The organism is Achromobacter sp. (assembly GCF_057314935.1).
Genome location: NZ_DBHKZA010000028.1, coordinates 1 through 15116, shown reverse-complemented (window position 1 = coordinate 15116; position 15116 = coordinate 1). Strand labels below are relative to the sequence as shown.

The 15116-nt window shown below is 67.7% G+C and carries 8 protein-coding genes; 3 read left to right on the top strand and 5 right to left on the bottom strand.

Going from position 1 to position 15116, the window contains the following annotated elements; genetic code table 11:
- Nucleotides 1–9 precede the first annotated feature (9 nt).
- On the top strand, nt 10–1317 hold the full coding sequence (locus ACO6D5_RS12570) for a chloride channel protein (protein WP_485825558.1): 1308 nt from the start codon (nt 10–12) through the stop codon (nt 1315–1317).
- Nucleotides 1318–1324: 7 nt separating this feature from the next.
- A complete protein-coding gene (locus ACO6D5_RS12565) occupies nt 1325–3595 on the top strand; it encodes an FdhF/YdeP family oxidoreductase (RefSeq protein ID WP_485825587.1) in 2271 nt (756 codons plus the stop codon).
- Nucleotides 3596–3614: 19 nt separating this feature from the next.
- Here ACO6D5_RS12565 and ACO6D5_RS12560 read toward each other — a convergent pair whose 3' ends face one another.
- Nucleotides 3615–4391 (bottom strand): fused MFS/spermidine synthase, encoded by a 777-nt coding sequence (locus tag ACO6D5_RS12560; protein ID WP_485825557.1) that lies wholly within the window; start codon nt 4389–4391, stop codon nt 3615–3617.
- 262 nt (nt 4392–4653) lie between these two features.
- Between ACO6D5_RS12560 and ACO6D5_RS12555 the strand changes: the two genes are divergently transcribed.
- Nucleotides 4654–10827, top strand: coding sequence for an autotransporter outer membrane beta-barrel domain-containing protein (locus tag ACO6D5_RS12555; RefSeq protein ID WP_485825556.1), 6174 nt, complete (start codon nt 4654–4656; stop codon nt 10825–10827).
- Between the two features lie 19 nt (nt 10828–10846).
- On the opposite strand, the gene ACO6D5_RS12550 is transcribed toward ACO6D5_RS12555, so the two are convergent.
- The 4 genes from ACO6D5_RS12550 to ACO6D5_RS12535 form a co-directional block, all read right to left on the bottom strand.
- Nucleotides 10847–12424 (bottom strand): serine hydrolase, encoded by a 1578-nt coding sequence (locus tag ACO6D5_RS12550; RefSeq protein ID WP_485825555.1) that lies wholly within the window; start codon nt 12422–12424, stop codon nt 10847–10849.
- 7 nt (nt 12425–12431) lie between these two features.
- Entirely contained in the window at nt 12432–13544 is a 1113-nt protein-coding gene (locus tag ACO6D5_RS12545) for a hypothetical protein (RefSeq protein WP_485825554.1), read from the bottom strand.
- A gap of 80 nt (nt 13545–13624) precedes the next feature.
- Nucleotides 13625–14770, bottom strand: coding sequence for a D-alanyl-D-alanine-carboxypeptidase/endopeptidase AmpH (ampH, locus tag ACO6D5_RS12540; RefSeq protein WP_485825553.1), 1146 nt, complete (start codon nt 14768–14770; stop codon nt 13625–13627).
- Nucleotides 14771–14910: 140 nt separating this feature from the next.
- A partial coding sequence (locus tag ACO6D5_RS12535; RefSeq protein WP_485825552.1) for a LytTR family DNA-binding domain-containing protein occupies nt 14911–15116 on the bottom strand: 206 nt, incomplete at its 5' end.

Below are 15116 nucleotides of genomic sequence, written 5' to 3'. Positions count from 1 at the left end.
GGTTCAGCGATGAATGAGGGTTCGGCGGACGATCCGCCGCGATGGCGCGCCAGACTGTTTATTGCCGTTCTGCTGACCGGCGTCGTGGCGGGCCTGGGCGGCATGTTGCTGGGCATGCTGCTGCACGCGGTCCAGCATCTGGCCTATGGCTACAGCCTGGACCGCATCGTCAGCCACGAGTCTTTTCTGGAAGGGGTCGAAGCCGCCGACGGCACGCGCCGCTTGCTGGTGCTGGTCGTGTGCGGGTTGGTCGCTGGCACCGGCTGGTGGCTGATCTACCGCTATGGGCGCCCGCTGGTCAGCGTGACCGAGGCCGTGCGGGATCCCACCGCCCGCATGCCCGCCAAGACGACGTTGGCGCACGCCACCCTGCAGATCGTCACCGTGGCGCTGGGCTCGCCGCTGGGACGCGAAGTCGCGCCGCGCGAAGTGGGCGCGCTGGCCGCCGGCCGGTTGTCGGCGCTGCTGCGCCTGCCGCCCGACGCGCATCGCCTGATCGTGGCGTGCGGCGCAGGCGCGGGCCTGGCCGCCGTGTACAACGTGCCGCTGGGCGCCGCGCTCTTCGTGCTGGAAGTGTTGCTGGGCACCTTCACCTGGCCCGCCGCCACGGCGGCGCTGGCTGCCAGCTGCATTGGCGCCGTCGTCGCCTGGATCGGGCTGGGCGACGAGATCCAGTACGCCCTGCCCGCCATGACGGTCAATGCCGGTCTCATCGCGTGGTCGGTGCTGGCGGGCCCGGTGTTCGGCCTGGCGGCCTATTGCTTCGTCCGGCTGACGTCGGCCGCCCGCCGCCATGCCGCGCGCGGCTGGCGCCTGCCCGTGGCGGCGTTGATCAACTTCACCCTCATCGGCTGCCTGGCCATGGCGCTGCCGGCGCTGCTGGGCAACGGCAAGGGCGCCGCCCAATTGGGATTCAGCAATGCACTGACCATCGGGATGGCGGCCACGCTGCTGGTGTTGAAAGTCGCCGTCACCAGCAGCTCGCTGCGCGCCGGCGCCTCGGGCGGCCTGCTGACGCCGGGCATCGCCATCGGCGCGCTGCTGGCCGTCGTCCTGGGCGGCCTGTGGAGCCTGGCCTGGCCGGGCGCGCCGCTCGGCGCCTATGCCGTCGTCGGCGCGGCGGCATTCCTCGCGGCCTCCATGAGCATGCCGCTGACCGCCATCGTGCTGATCGCCGAATTCACGCGCGTCGATCAGGGTTTTCTGGTGCCGATCATCCTGGCTGTGGCAGGCTCTACGGCAGCGCACCATTTTTTCTCGTCCCGCGCCGCCCGATCCCCGGCGGCCGCCAGCCGGACGATGCGCAGCTCCCCTTAAGAGACCAATCATGAAATCACGCAACCTGACCGGTATCCATCGTTACGACGCGCCCGCAGGAGGCTGGGGCGCGCTCAAGGCGACCGCGCAGGCGGTGGCCGACCAGATGCGCCTGGCCGAAGCGCCCGTGCTGCTGTTGCGCACCAACAAGCCCGACGGCTTCGACTGTCCGGGCTGCGCGTGGCCCGACAAGGCCCACACGTCCACCTTCCAGTTCTGCGAGAACGGCGCGAAGGCGGTCACGTGGGAAGCCACCAAGAAGCGCGTCACGCCGGAGTTTTTCGCCGCGCACACGGTCACGGAATTGCAGACCTGGTCGGACCACGACCTGGAAGACGCCGGCCGCCTGACGCACCCGCTGGTCTATGACGCCGCCAGCGACACCTACCAGCCCATCGAATGGGACGCCGCGTTCGCGCGCATCGGCAGCGCCATGGCCAGCGTGCCCGAACCCGACATGGTCGAGTTCTACACGTCGGGCCGCGCCTCGAACGAAGCCGCCTTCCTGTTCAGCCTGTTCGCGCGCGAGTTCGGGACCAACAACTTCCCCGACTGCTCGAACATGTGCCACGAGGCCACAAGCGTCGGCCTGCCGCAGACGATCGGCATCGGCAAGGGGACGGTGTCGCTGGACGACTTCGACGCCTGCGACCTGATCATCTCGATGGGACACAACCCCGGCACCAACCACCCGCGCATGATGGGCACCTTGCACGAATGCGCGCGCCGCGGCGTACCCATCATCGTGTTCAACCCCTTGCGCGAACGGGCGCTCGAGCGCTTCGCCGACCCGCAGAACGCCATTGAAATGGGCACCCTGGGTTCCACGCGCATCGCGTCCACCTATTACCAGGTGAAGGTCGGCGGCGACGCGGCCGCGCTCAAAGGCATCATGAAAGCGCTGCTGGCGGCCGATCGCCGCGCGCCCGGCGCCATCGACCACGCGTTCATCGCCGAACACACGAACGGCTTTGACGCCTATATCGAAGACCTGGACAACACCGCATGGGCCGACATCGAACAAGCCTGCGGCCTGACGCAAGCCGACCTTGAACAGGTCGCCGCCGCCTACGCCAAATCCAAGGCCGCCATCGTCACCTATGGCATGGGCATCACCCAGCATGCGCGCGGCACGCAGAACGTGCAGCAGATCGCCGCGCTGCTGCTGATGCGCGGCAACTTCGGCCGGCCCGGCGCCGGCATCTGCCCGTTGCGCGGCCACTCCAACGTGCAGGGCAACCGGACCGTCGGCATCACCGAGAAGATCGATCCGGTGATGTTCGACAACATCGAAAAGACCTTCGGTTTCCGCCCGCCCGAGCGCCATGGGCACGACGCGGTCGACGCCATGAAGGCGATGGTCAGCGGCTACACCCGCGTGCTGATCTGCCTGGGCGGCAACCTGGCCATGGCCTTGTCCGACACCGAGCAGTGCGAGGCCGGCATGCGCCGGCTGCAACTTGCGGTGCACATGAACACCAAGCTGAACCGGTCGCACCTGATGATCGGGCGCGACGCCATCATCCTGCCGGTGCTGGGCCGTACCGAAAGCGACGTCCAGGCCACCGGCGCCCAGTCCGTCACGGTGGAAGACTCCATGTCCATGGTGCACGCCTCGCGCGGCAAGCTGGCGCCGGCCTCCGAATACCTGCGCTCGGAACCCGCCATCATCGCGGGCATGGCTGCCGCCACGCTGCCCCACACGCGCGTTCAATGGCATTACCTGGTCGAAGATTACGGACGCATCCGCGACCTGATCGCAAAGGTTTACCCGGATTTCCGCGGGTACAACGAACGCATCTTGAAGCCGGGCGGATTCCGCCTGCCGTTGCCGCCCACTGAACGCGTCTGGAAAACGAAGTCGGGCAAGGCTGAATTCCTGCCCTTCAAGGGGTTGCAGGAAGACCCCGGCGCCGTCGAATCGGGCAGCCTGAAACTGACGACACTGCGCAGCCACGACCAGTACAACACCACCATCTACGGCTTGGACGACCGCTACCGCGGCGTGTTCGGCCGGCGCGACGTGCTGTTCATGAATACCGCCGACCTGGCGCGGCATGGCCTGGAGCATGGCGACGCGGTCGACATCAGCACCGGCCTGCCCGGCGAATCCCATCGCCGCCTGCGGCTCACCGCCATTGCCTACGACATCGCGCCGGGCTCGGTCGGCGCGTACTACCCCGAAGCCAACAACCTTTGCCCGCTGGACTATCAGGACAAGCAAAGCGGCACGCCCAGCTACAAGTCCATCCCGGTGGTGATCAGGAAAGCCGCCTAGCGCGCGGGCGGCTCGGGCGCTACCTGAGCTCCAGAGTCGCGCCGATCACGCGCAGGGTCGGCATCAACTGCCGCCAGGCGTCCTTGGCGATGGCGGCGGGGCGCTTGAGATCGGCGGCGGCCGGGTCGTTCAGCAAATCGCCCTTGCAGGCGAAGACGATGCTGTTGGTCATGTCGTCGTCCACCACTTCGAACATGGCGGACCCGAAGGCCGCGCGCACGCGGTCCAGGTAGTCGTGATGCATCGGGTGATTGACGTGGAAGTTGATGACCAGGATCCCGTCATCGCGCAACGCCCGGTGGCAATCCGCATAGAACGCCTCGGCGCACAGCGCATCGGGAATGCCGCCCACGCCAAAGCCGTCCAGGAAGATCACGTCGGCGTGGTCCGACAGGCGATGCAGATGCTCTGCCGCATCGGCCTGGATCACCGAGAATCTCGCATCGTCCTGCGGCACCATGAAGGTATCGCGCAGCGCGATCACGGCCGGATCGATCTCGACCACTTCAATCGCCGCCCGGGGCAGGTGCCGATAGCAGAATTTCGGCAGGGAACCGCCGCCCAGGCCCACCATCAGGATACGGGCGGGCTCGGGGTTGAACAGCACAAAGCCCATCATCATCCGCGTGTACTCGAGCTCCAACGCATCGGGATTGAGCACGGACATGCTGCTCTGGATTTCCTTCTGCGTGAAATGCAGCGTGCGGTGGGTGCCGTGGTTCTGGACAAAAGGCCTGTGAATGGCCGCCGGCTCGTCAGGGGGCTGGGCGTCGGCGGAATGCGAGGTATCGGACATGGGCAAGGCGGGTAGAGAAAACAGGCACAAGATACCACCCGCTGCGCCACGACACGTCGGCGTCGCGGCGCCGGACCGGTTTCGGGATGCGGCGGCCGCCTGCGCCTGGACACGGTTTCGGCAAACGGCTGGGCCGCGTGCACCGGTGGCCAGGCGGCAGGCACTCGTCATACAGGATGGTTGATTCGTCATCTTCACCTTGTCCGGCAAGCGGCGAACGGCGATTTTCTTATCTGCCCCGTTTTGACGTCGACGCGCTGCCATGACCTCCCCGCGATATCTCCCGAAGCCGGACCGGCTCCGCCCCCGGTTCCCCTGGCTTGCCGTCCTGCTGCACGCCGGCATATCGACGCTGTATGTGTTCGGCCGGCCGGGCTACGCGCAGTCCGAGCCGCTGTCCTACGTCAATCGCGGCGCGGACGGCACCTGCTGCTCCAGCGGCGATTACCCGGACAACGGCCACGACGGCCAATGGGCCCCGTCTGACTTCGTCCACCAGGACAGCAACCAGCACATCAACGCGACGGCGCCCGGCCAGACCGGCATCCTCATCGATGTCAGTGGCGGCCGTGGCGGCAACGGGCGGGATTCCGACCCCAATCATTGGGGCGGCAACGGCGGCGGCGGGCGGATCATCGATTACACCCTGGCGACCAGTTCCGTCACTGCCACCGGCCGCGGCATCGACCTGTACTCGGCCGGCGGCAGCGGCGGCCTGTGGGGCAATGCCGACGGGCCGCACGGCGGCTACGGCATCGGCGGCGACGGGCACCGCGCGGGCGTCACGCTGAACAACGCCACCGTCATCGGCACCGGCTTCGGCGTCGCGGTCCAGTCCTGGGGCGGCGCCGGATCCGACAGCGGGATCGTCGGCTGGTTCGGCGGCGCGGACAACGCCGGCCACGGCGGCAGCGCGGGCGAGGCATACGTGAGCTTGCAGGGCGGCACATCGATCACCGCCCGCGGCCCCGGCCCCAACGACGTCAGCGCGGCCGTCGGCCTGATCTCGTCGGGCGGCAGCGGCGGAGCCGGCGCGCGCAGCGGCGACTTTGGCGGGCACGTCGATGCCGGCCGCGGCGGGGATGCGTCGACCATCACGTTCGTCTCGTCGGCGGGCTCCTCGGTCACCGGCCAGGGCGATGGCGTGTATGGCGTGATCGCGCGCTCCATCGGCGGCAATGCGTCGACCGCGAACGACGTCAATACGCAAGCCGCGGCAGGCGGCAATGCCGGCCAGGTCAACCTCACCAACGGCGGCACGATCACCACGACCGGCAACCGCGGAATCGGCATCTACGCGCTGACGCAAGGCGGCAATGGCGGCAACGGCGGCGACGGGTCGTGGGCGGGCGGGCACAACGGCGCCGCGGGCGGCACGCCCGGCGCCATCGCCATCACCAACACCGGAACGATCACGACCGGCGCGACCGGCACCGTCGGTGCGAAAGGCATCGTGGCCAGCGTGCTGGGCGGCGAGGGCGGACCCGGCGGCGCCAGCGGCGCCTTCGGGCCTGGGGGCAACGGCGGCGCGGGCGCCGTTGCGGGCCAGGCGATCACCCTCACCAACGCGGGGACGATCAGCACCCTCGGCAACGACGCCGCGGCCGTCGTCGCCAATAGCGCGGGCGGCGGCGGCGGGATGGCGTCGTCCAGCAACGGCATCATCGGCGTGGGTGGCGGCCATGGCGGGGCGGGCGGCGCAGGCGGCGGCGTGGCGATGACGAACAGCGGCGCCATCGACACGTCCGGCGACCACAGCGCAGCCGTGATCCTGCAGAGCATCGGCGGCGGTGGCGGCATAGGCGGCGACGCCAACGCCACCGGCGTCATCGCCACCGTCGCGATCGGCGGCACGGGCGGCGCGGCCGGCAACGGCGGCCTGGTCCAGTTTTCATCGCAAGGCAAGATCCTGACGCGTGCGGCCAATGCCGCAGGCGTCGTCCTCCAGAGCATCGGTGGCGGCGGCGGCAGCGGCGGGTCGGCCAATGCCGTCGGCGTCGGCGTCGGGCTGAACGTGACGGTGGCGACCGGCGGCCAGGGCGGCAAGGGCGGCTCCGCGGGCACCGTGTCGTTCGCGCAGGCAAGCCAGGGCGCGATTGCGACGCTGGGCGTGCAAAGCAATGGCGTGCTGGCGCAGAGCATCGGCGGCGGCGGCGGCAACGGCGGGGTCGCCAACTCCCGCGCCATCACGATCGCGCCGCAGGTGGGCGACAACCCCAGCGGCACCGTCACGCTGACGGTCTCCAACGGCGGCGCAGGACAAGGGGCAGGCAACGGCGGCACCATCAACGTCGCCAACGACGGGACCATCAGCACGGCCGCCGCACAGAGCAACGGCGTGGTGGCGCAAAGCATCGGCGGCAGCGGCGGCAACGGCGGCGGCGTCCTGGCGCCCGTCAAGACACCGACCATCGGCAACTCGCTGATCGACCTGCAGCTGAGCGTGCGGCATGGCGCCCAAGGCGGCAAGGGCGGCAATGGCGGCTGGGTGCAAGCCAGCAATTCCGGCACCGGCGCCGTCTCCACGCTGGGCACGGGCTCGGCCGGCATCGTGGCGCAGAGCATCGGTGGCGGCGGCGGCAACGGCGGCATCGTCCAGGCGCAAGACGCCAATTCCTTCAACGACATCCTGGGCTCGCCCTCCAACCTGGCCGGCCTGTTGGACAAGGCGGCCAGCTGGCTGGAAAGCGGTCCGCAAGTGGCGTTCAGCAAAGCCGTCAGCCTGTCCGTCGGAGTGACGACCGGCGGCAATGGCGGCGACGGCGGCGCGGCAAGCGCCTTCAACGTTCGCAATGACGGCGCCATCGCCACGAAGGGCGATCATGCGCCCGGCATCCTGGCGCAGAGCGTCGGTGGCGGCGGCGGCAATGCCGGCATGATCGACTCGGCCGGGGCATCCAGCCTGCTGTCCAGTATCGACGCCTTGATCAAGGCCGCCGGATCGGGCGTGGAGAACGTGTTCACCGTTGCGCTTCCGCAAGCCAATATCACCCACCAGACCGGCGGCAGCGGCGGCGCCGGCGGCTCGGGCGGTGGCACCGCGTCCAACCCGAGCCTCGTCGTGAACACCGGGACGGTCGCCACGCAAGGCAGGGGTTCAGCAGGCATCGTGGCGCAGAGCATCGGCGGCGGCGGTGGCCGCAGCACGGCCAGCGGACAGGACCTGCTAGACGTCGTGTCCGCCGCGGCGGGCAACACCAGCCCCGAGATCATCGACAAGATCACGCGCATCATCAATATCCTGGGCACCAAAGGCGGCTCCGTGCTGGGCTCCCTCATCAATGTGCGCAATGGCGGCCTGGACGGCGCCAACGGCGCGGGCGGCGCGGTCACGGTCGACGCCAGCGCCTCGACCAGCCGGATCACCACGCAAGGCGTCCAGGCGCCCGGCATCCTGGCCCAGAGCGTGGGCGGGGGTGGCGGCCTTTCGGTCGTCGACCAGCCGCTGTTCCTGTCGGGCGCCACCACCGCGACGATGGGGCTAGGGGTCGCGGGCGATTCTGGACAAGGCCCCCAGCTGAGCATGGGCGGCGCCGTCAACGTCATCCATGGCGGCGCGTTGGGGACGAACGCAGCGGGCTCCGCAGGGATCATCGCGCAAAGCGTCGGCGGCGGTGGTGGCGTCGGCACACTTTCCCTGCGCAACGCCAGCCAGGCCGCCATGACGCAGACCGCGACGCTGACGATCACGCTTGGCAGCGAATACCCGGCGAACCGTTTTGGCGGGTCGAACTTCTCGCTGGTGCCGGGAGGCGACGTGAACGTCGCCAACAACACCGGCCGCATCGTGACGCAAGGGATCTTCTCACCGGGAGTCCTGGCGCAAAGCGTGGGTGGCGGCGGCGGGATAGCCGCGGTGTCGTCCAGCGCGTCGCTCGGCAGCGTCGACATCCAGCTGGGCAGCATCGCCACCAATACCTTCGGCCCCACGCCCAACTCAGTCACCGGCAATGGCGGCAACGTCACCGTCGCCAACACGGGCGGCAGCATCGCCACCTACGGCGCGCTGTCTTTCGGCGTGCTGGCGCAAAGCGTCGGCGGCGGCGGAGGCCTGGTCACGATCGACAACGGCGTCACGCCAGCGGCAAACGCCGCGAACATCACCTTCGGCGCAAACTCGCCGATGCGCGGCGCCGCAGGAACGGTCACCGTCACGCAAGACGTCGGCGGCAGCCTGTTCACGGCCGGCACGAATTCGCATGGCATCGTGGCGCAAAGCGTGGGCGGCGGCGGCGGCATCGCGGGGCTCGCCACCCAGGCCGGCCTGACGACGTTAAAGCCGGTCGCCGCTTCCACCGAAGACGGCGACGGCAACACCGTCAACCTGACCCTCCAAGGCACGGTCGCAACATCCGGCAATGGCGCTGCCGGCATCCTGGCCCAGAGCGTGGGCGGCGGCGGCGGCTTGACCGGCGACCAGTCTTCGGCGCTTTACACGACGGGCCTCATCCAGAGCGCCGGACTCACCGGCGGCACCGGCAATGGCAGTGCCGTCAACGTGACCATCGGCACAGGCGGCACCGTCCAGACCGCCGGCGCGAACGCGCCCGCGATCCTGGCCATGAGCGTGGGCGGCGGCGGCGTGTTCAAGGACGGCACGCTGTACCAATACAGCACCCCCAACAACGCCCTGACGTACGGCGGACCGGTAGCCATCGATATCGGCCAGGCCGCGCACGTGGCCGCCACCGGCGCCAATTCGCCCGCCATCGTGGCCATCAGCAATGGCGCGAACGGCGGCGGCCGGCCGATCACCGTCAACGTGGGTCCGAACGCGCTGCTCAGCGCCAACGGCACGTCCGGAACGGCCATTCTTGCGGTCGCCCCGCTGGCCACCACCACCATCACCAATGCCGGCACCATCCAGGCCAAGACCGCCATCGATACCTTGGGCCTGACGATCGTCAACAACACGGGAACCATGGCGGGCGATGTGGTGATGGGCGGCGGCAGCACGTTCAACAACCAGGCCGGCGCCAACCTGTACAGCGGCGGCCGCTTCCAGGGCGACTTGAACAACGCGGGCATCCTGAACCCGGGCGGGCCGGGCACGTATGCCGCGACCCGCTTCACCGGCACGCTGAACAACACGGGCACCTACCGGCCGGACCTGGATTTCGGCGGCCACAACAGCGATTTCATTTCCGTGTCGGGCGCATCGACCTTCGCAGGCACCGTCAAGCCGGTGTTGCGCAACCCCGTGAAGAACGTGTGGCTGGGCATCGGCCATTTCGATGCGCCGCAAACCAGCGTCCCGGCCACCGCCAGCGACAGCCCGCTGTTCCAGTACGCGATCAAGAACAACGGCAACGGCGGCCTGCGCGACCCGCTGATCTCCGTCGATGCCAATTTCACGCCGTCGGCGCTGCCGATCAGCGCAGACCGCATCAGTATCGCGAATGCGCTGCAAGGGCTGTGGAATCAGGGCAATCGCAGCAGCGCATCCCTGTTCGACAAATTCACCGGCATCCAGACCGCCGAACAGTACCGCGACGCGCTGAACGGCGTCGCGCACGATGGGCAATTCGCCCGCGCCGCCAACCAGATGCATGCGTCGTACGCCTCGATGAACCGCATGATGAGTTGCCCGGGATTTGTCGGTGAAAGCACGATCCTGCGCGAAGGCGATTGCGTCTGGTCGCGCCTGGACACGAACTGGACGCAGCGTGAAGGCACCTCGAACGACCAGGGCTACCGTATCCGGCAGACGGCGTTGACGCTTGGCGCGCAACGCGAAGTCGCCACCAACTGGTTCCTGGGGGGATCGCTCAGCTATGCCTACGGCAAGACCACGTCGTCCTCCGACCTGTCCGGCAACAGCGACACCTTCGCCGGCGGCCTGGCCCTGAAGTACAACAACGCGCCCTGGCAGATCGCGCTTGCCGTGCATGGCGGCGTTGAGAAAAGCAGGATGTCGCGCGGCACGCTGGACGGCGTGGCCAAGAGCAAACCCGATTCGTCCTTTCTTGCGGCGCGGTGGCGCACCGCCTATGAATTCAGCCAGCCGTCCTGGTACCTGCGCCCGTACGTGGACGTCGACGTGAACCATATCCGGCAGGACGGCTACCGGGAACAGGGCCCCAGCGTGTTCAACCTGAAGGTGCGCGGCAACGACACGACGTCGCTCATGGTCTCGCCCATGATCGAAATCGGCGGACGCCATGACCTGGACAATGGCTCGACCTTGCGGTCGTATGCGGCCGCCGGGATGAGTTTCCTGAGCGGCGGTGACGTCGTGACGACCATGCAGCTGAGCGGCTTCAACACGACCCCGTTCTCATTGAAGTCCGGCATGCCGAAAACCTACGGCAACCTGTCGGCTGGCCTGGAATACGTCACGCCCAAGGGCATGGAACTGAAGACGGAATACGCGCTGCGCGGCAACGGGCAATACCGCGACCAGTCGCTGACGCTGCGCGCCGCCTACCGCTTCTGACGCGGCAGGCGGCACCCGGCTACTTGCGGGTCCAGCGCCCCAGGCCGTTGTCGTCGTAGAACTTGATGTCGAACCCGCTGGCCTTGCCCTGATCCGTCTTGAAGACGAGGGACGCCAGCGAGTCGATCAGGTCCGCCTCGCCTGCCGGCGCGAAGGCGAAGGTATCGCCATCCCAGTGCCGGACCGGGAAACGCATGCCCTTGGGGCCCAACACCAGGACCAGGCCATCGTCGGCTTGCTCGATGTCGGCGGTGCCGTAATAGGGGTTTTCGAAACGGCCCACGTACGCCGCCCACGCCTTCGCCGGCGCAGGTTTCGCGGGCCTGGTCTGCGCGGAAAGATCCGCTTGCGGTTCAAAGAAGCCCTTCATCGCGCCGTGATAGGCCGCGAACCAGTCGCGCGTGGGCTTGCCGTACAACGCCGTGTCGATGAACGACGCCGCGACGGACTCGGCTGCGCCGACGGGCGCGCCGTTCGTCAGCACCACGATACCGATACCGGCGGACGGCACGATCCTGAATGTGGTGCCCGTACCCATCAGGAAGGCGCCCGAATGGCCCATGGACGGCCGCCCGCCCAACTCGGTGTTGACGTTGAAGCCATAGCCGTAAAAGCCCGAACGCGAATTCAGGTCGTGCGCCCGCGCGGAAAAGGCCTGGGCGGTCAGCGCGGGCAGCAGGGCGCCGGCGGCGATCATCGGCTTGCCTTGATACTGGCCGTCGGCAAGCAGCAGCTTGATCCATTGCGCCATATCGACCACCGTCGACGACGCGCCGCCCGCAGGCGCCTGCTGATCCGCATCGCGCTGCCCCAGCGGCACGAACACGCCCTTCTGGTAGCCGTGCAGCACGGCGCGGTTCTCGCGCGCCATGAAATCGCTGAACCGATAACTCGTCGCCGTCATCCCCAGCGGCTTGAACAGCAAGTCATCGGCCAGCCCGTCCCACGGGCGCCCCGCGGCGCGTGCCACGGCCTCGGCGCCGATCGTCGTGCTGAAGTTCGCGTAGTGATAGGACGTCCGGAAGGCGTCCAGCGGCAATAGCCGCAGGCGGGCGATGACGTCGCTGCGCGCGAAACCCAGGTCTTCAAGGTCGTCACCGGCCGTGCCCGGCAAACCGGATCGATGCGCGAAGAAATCCCCGATGGTGGCGTGCTCCGACACATAGGCATTGCTTAGCCTGAAGTCCGGCAGATACCGCGCCACCGGATCGCCCCACGCCACGGTGCCCTTCGACACTTCAATCGCCGCCACCGTCGCCGACAGCGACTTGGAGATCGAAGCGATCTGGAACACGGTCTGCGCGTCCACGGGCGCATTCTTGCCCGCCTCGCGCGTGCCGTAGCCCTGCGCCAGCACGGTCTTGCCGTCGATAACGACGGCGACGGCCATGCCGGGCACCTGGCTGCGCTTCATGATGTCTTCGACGATGCGCGGCAGGTCTTCGACTGCGCGCTCCTTGCTGCCCTTGGGGATCGCGACGGCGTCCGCCGGCGGATTGGGCGCGCTTTCAACGGCCACGGGCTGCGCCCACGCCGCCATGGAGGCGCCAAGCGCCAGAACGCATGCGCCGGCAAGAAGTGATGGTTTGCTTGTCATGATGCCCTCAGAATCCCGCTTGATAAGCGATGCGAAAAACACCCTGGTTGATGCGCGTGGTCTGGTCGCGCTGATGCGTCAGCCCCGCCTGCACGATGAAGCCGATCGGCGTCACGTAGGTGACCGCGCCTGAAAGCGCCCAATCCACGTCATCCTTGAGCCCGAACTGCGCCAGCTTCTGTTCGCTGCCCGATAGCTTGCGCACGGCGGCGGTCGCGGTCAGCTGCCAGCGGTCGCGCGAAAACGACAGCGACGTCACGCCATTGCCGTTGGACACCGGCGCCCCCCGGAAGGCGCTGGAAAACGTCGCTTCGTTGAACCAGCCGAGGTTCCACGAATTGCCCAGGGGCGCGTCGTAGCGCAGCCGCGCAGACACCGTGTTGGCGCTTTCGCCCTGGTTCGGGTCCAGGTGCAGGCGGCCCGCATCCACCCCGCCCGACAAGCGTTCCAGCCCGGGCAGATCACGAAAATCGTATGACAGGATGAACGACTTCATCTGGTCGCTGAACGCGGGCGGCTGGTCCGGCCGGATGAAACCATCGTCCAGGCTCAGCCGGTGGTTCAAGCCGGTGTCGTCGCGCTTGAACAGCACCGCGGCAACCGAGTGCGTTCCCTGGCCTGCCGTATCGAAGGTGTAGCGTCCGCCCACGCCGATCGATCCGCGGAACTCCGAGTTCTCGTTGAAGCCGCTATACAGGCCATCAATGACGTGCCAGGCGTCGCCGAAGCCCAGGTCCATCTTCCCGCCATACAGCGCGTAGTTGTCGGCGGTGTAGGCGACAAACAGGTTATCCAGGTCCGCGCCCAGGTCGGAAAACGCGTTGTCTTTCGTTTCGTTGGTCGACGAGTTGAACGTCGCCTTCGTGCGGATCGAGAATTCCCGCGTCAGCTGCAAGACCAGTGCGGCTTCCGCCGTCGGCTGCACGCTGCTCCAATGCGAACGCGGAATCTGGCCGTTGTCGTCCTTGATCCCGAAGAAACCGGTGTACCCCGTCATCAGCAGAAAACGGCCGTTCAAACGGGGATACGTGTCTTGCCCGTCGCCCAATTCACTATAAGGCGTAAGGAAGATCTCCGTCTTGAAGATGTCCCTGGTCTCTTGCGCCGACGCGGCTTGCACGACGCATGCCGCCAAGACCGCGGCGCTGCAGAGCGATAATCCGAGACGCTTGCCCATGGCCGTCCACAAACCTGACCCGATCACCGCGCCAGCTCGGCCGCCAGTTCGCGTACCTGGGAATGGATGTTGCCGAACATCGCGAAGTTCACGCGGCTGGCCACGACAAACACGCCCAGGTCACGGTTCGGCGACAACACGGCATAGCTCATAAAGCCGCCCAGGCCACCGCTCTTGCCCAGCAGCAGCGGCGAGCCGTTGCGCGGCAGCGTCACCACCCAGCCCAGTCCCATGCCGTCGGCGTCCGTCACTTCGGTGCCCACGACGGACTTCAGCCCGTCATACGGCAGCCACATCACATGGTCCAGCGCGAACGCCTCCTGCGCCTGCTTGGCGCCGTCCAGATGCCAACGCATCCAGCGCGCCATGTCCGAGGCTGTGGAATAGATGCCCGCGCTCGCGTACATCACGTCGGGCACCGTGGCGTTCGGGTCCGGCTTGCCGAACGGGTCCAGGCCCGTCATCAGTCGTTTCTTTTGCGCGTCGTTCAGCACATTGGTGGTATCGACCAGGCCCGCAGGCTTGATGACCTCGTTGGCCAGCACCGTCGAATAGTCTGCTCCCCCCGCCTTCGCCAGCGCATCGCCCAGCAGGCCAAAGCCCAGGTTCGAATAGAGCGTGGTGGTGCCGGGCACGTAGGCCGGCTTGTTGCCGCCGATCCATTTCCAGTAATAGGCGCGATCGAAGGCGGCGAAAGGGTTGTCGGACGGCTTGGCGTCCGGGTCGGGCAATTCACGCGGCAGGCCGGCCGAATGCGTGGCCAGGTCCAGCAGCGTGATCGGGCGGCCATTCGTCTCGACGCGGGCATTGTCGGGCGCGTATTTCGCCAGCGGATCGGTCAGTTTCAGCTTGCCCTTGGCGGCCAGCGAGGCCAGCACGTCTGCGGCGAAGACCTTCGACACCGACGCGATCCTGAAGATGGAATTCGCGTCCGGTTCGACGCCATTGCCGGGCGCCGTCTCGCCATACCCCTGGATCACGACCTGGTCGCCGCGCACCACGGCGATGATCACGGCGGGTGCGCCCGAGTTCAGGTAAAGCTGCATGCCGGCCATGGACACGGCATCCTGCAGGGCCAGGTCGGTCGCCCGCGCCGGGGACGCGCCCAGCATGCAGGCAGCCGACAACGCCAGAAGGGTAAAGCGGGAAAAAAGGCGGGAGGCCAGCATGCCGGTTCTCTCAGGGTGGCTCGCGGAACGGGGATTGCGCCGCATGCGAGATGATCCCAAGAACTTGGCGAACGGTCGCGCCCGCCAGGACGAAACAACATGCCGGCATGACGAATGACATGAAAGGGGGACCGCCGCCCTCAGATCCCCATGCGCTCGCGCAGCAGCTTGCGGTACGACCGCGACACCGGCCAGTTGCTGTCCACCGCGCGCATCCGGATCAGCCATTTGTCCACGCTGCGGCGGTCCACATCCATGACATGCAATGCGTTTGCAATGGCGGTCCGGTGCACGCGGAAGAACGTCTTCTCGGGCAGCAGGGTCGACCACATGCCCAGCGCGCGGG

What these genes read in the sequence shown, in the direction of transcription:
- ACO6D5_RS12570 (WP_485825558.1), top strand. Translation starts at nt 10, where the DNA reads ATGAATGAGGGTTCGGCGGACGATCCGCCGCGATGGCGCGCCAGACTG.
- ACO6D5_RS12560 (WP_485825557.1), bottom strand. Translation starts at nt 4,391, where the DNA reads ATGTCCGATACCTCGCATTCCGCCGACGCCCAGCCCCCTGACGAGCCG.
- ACO6D5_RS12555 (WP_485825556.1), top strand. Translation starts at nt 4,654, where the DNA reads ATGACCTCCCCGCGATATCTCCCGAAGCCGGACCGGCTCCGCCCCCGG.
- ACO6D5_RS12550 (WP_485825555.1), bottom strand. Translation starts at nt 12,424, where the DNA reads ATGACAAGCAAACCATCACTTCTTGCCGGCGCATGCGTTCTGGCGCTT.
- ampH (WP_485825553.1), bottom strand. Translation starts at nt 14,770, where the DNA reads ATGCTGGCCTCCCGCCTTTTTTCCCGCTTTACCCTTCTGGCGTTGTCG.